The sequence below is a fragment of the Gilvimarinus sp. 1_MG-2023 genome (assembly GCF_030548285.1).
This window is the reverse complement of sequence record NZ_JAUOSC010000028.1, coordinates 1-1,601: the sequence shown is the minus strand read 5'-3', so window position 1 is coordinate 1,601 and position 1,601 is coordinate 1. Positions and strand designations below refer to the sequence as shown.

The window sequence follows — 1,601 nt, the reverse complement described above, 5'->3', positions numbered from 1 at the left end:
TACGTTCTACGTTCTACGTTCTACGTTCTACGTTCTACGTTCTACGTTCTACGTTCTACGTTCTACGTTCTACGTTCCGCATTCCGCGTTCTACGTTTTACACTCCGCGTTCCACCATCCCTAGAACTTCCACACCTCCTTGGCAAATAAGCGCCTACGTCGTCATCGCCCAGGGTATCTTGACTGCCAACGGGCGCTAGACTGGCGTTGAAGTGCCACCTGACGCTGTTATAGCGGTATTTTTAACTGCGGTTAAAACTCAGACTCGAGAGTGAGCGAAGGCAGCTCACCAAAGACTTGTTTATAATCGCGTGCAAAGCGGCCGAGGTGCAAAAAGCCAAAATGCATAGCCACTGCTGTCACTGTGGTAGAGCTGGCGTCACTGGCACGCAACGCTGATCTGACACGGCTGAGGCGGCATGAGCGCAGGTAGGCAAGTGGAGACATGTTCACATACGACCGAAAAGCGTATTGTAAACTGCGCTCAGACACCCCGACCACGGTACAGATATCACTTATGGACGGGATAATATCGAGGCCGAAACATTCCTCTATATAATTGCGCGCTTTGCGACAGGTGTGAAACGCCTGAATGCGTTCGGCCAACGACAGATCGGCCGGGTCGACACTTTTCGCAGTCGCTATGTGCACCACCTGTTGTAGCAGCTGCCGCTTAAATTGTTCGCTTTGTGCAGGTGTGGCTGCGGTGAACATCTGAGTGCTCTGTAGCCACTCAGTTATTGCCGATCGTAACGCAGGCTGCTGGCCATTATGGATAGACTGCAATGATGTGAAACCTCGCTCCCACTGCACTGGGTCCAATGCCCGAGCTCCCTGTAAAAACTCATCAATATGAAAGCCGATATAAGAAGTTTGAATACCTTCGGGGACGTAGATATCGTATTCTGCACACTCCGGCATAAAGAAAATGCTGCTACTCTCGGCACCCAGCTCTGAGAAACGAAAGCTGGGTGCAGGGGTGCAGTAAGATAGCGTGCAAAAGCCCTGAGGGGTAAACCCCACCTTTTTGCACAGACGCCAACTGGGTTTCACGCACCACCTGCAGCTTGCCAAGGTTGAGCGTTTCCATCTGCACCAACTGCCGGCCTGAGCCCAGCTGAATGCACTCCATTGCCGCCCAAGGTTGCATTGCTGCCTGAATGACGGCATCTTCAATACAGGCTGAATTATATAACTCACGCGGCAAAGCCCGGGGCAGTTCGAGCACTAGTTTTTACCTTGGGCTAAAGCGACGACGTGGTGCTTTTGTAGAGCGTCAGTCATATCATTTTCCGAGGTTAATCAAAGGGTGAACGTTAAAATAACAGTCAACTTAAGCAATAGCTACTCACTTTTTTGGTACTTCGGCTCTTAATAGACCCTTTAACACCGAAAGCCTGCTAGGAAAAACATAAAGCTAGGATCAGGGCAATAAACCCCCCTCTTCGTCCCTAGAACTTACCCATGGTCTTTTAACAAAAAGGGAGGCCGCCAAGGTCGACGACATATTTACGGGTAAAGGACATGCGGAATGCGGAATGCGGAATGCGGAATGCGGAATGCGGAATGCGGAATGCGGAATGCGGAATGCGGAATGCGGA

At 50.8% G+C, this 1,601-nt stretch carries 2 protein-coding genes; both read right to left on the bottom strand.

Going from position 1 to position 1,601, the window contains the following annotated elements:
- Positions 1–252: 252 nt before the first annotated feature.
- Complete coding sequence (locus Q4563_RS15450; protein ID WP_303605082.1) at positions 253–921, bottom strand: AraC family transcriptional regulator; 669 nt, start codon at positions 919–921, stop codon at positions 253–255.
- Between the two features lie 13 nt (positions 922–934).
- The gene (locus Q4563_RS15445) at positions 935–1,228 is read right to left on the bottom strand and encodes a hypothetical protein (RefSeq protein WP_303605081.1); all 294 of its coding nucleotides are present in this window, start codon (positions 1,226–1,228) and stop codon (positions 935–937) included.
- Positions 1,229–1,601 lie beyond the last annotated feature (373 nt).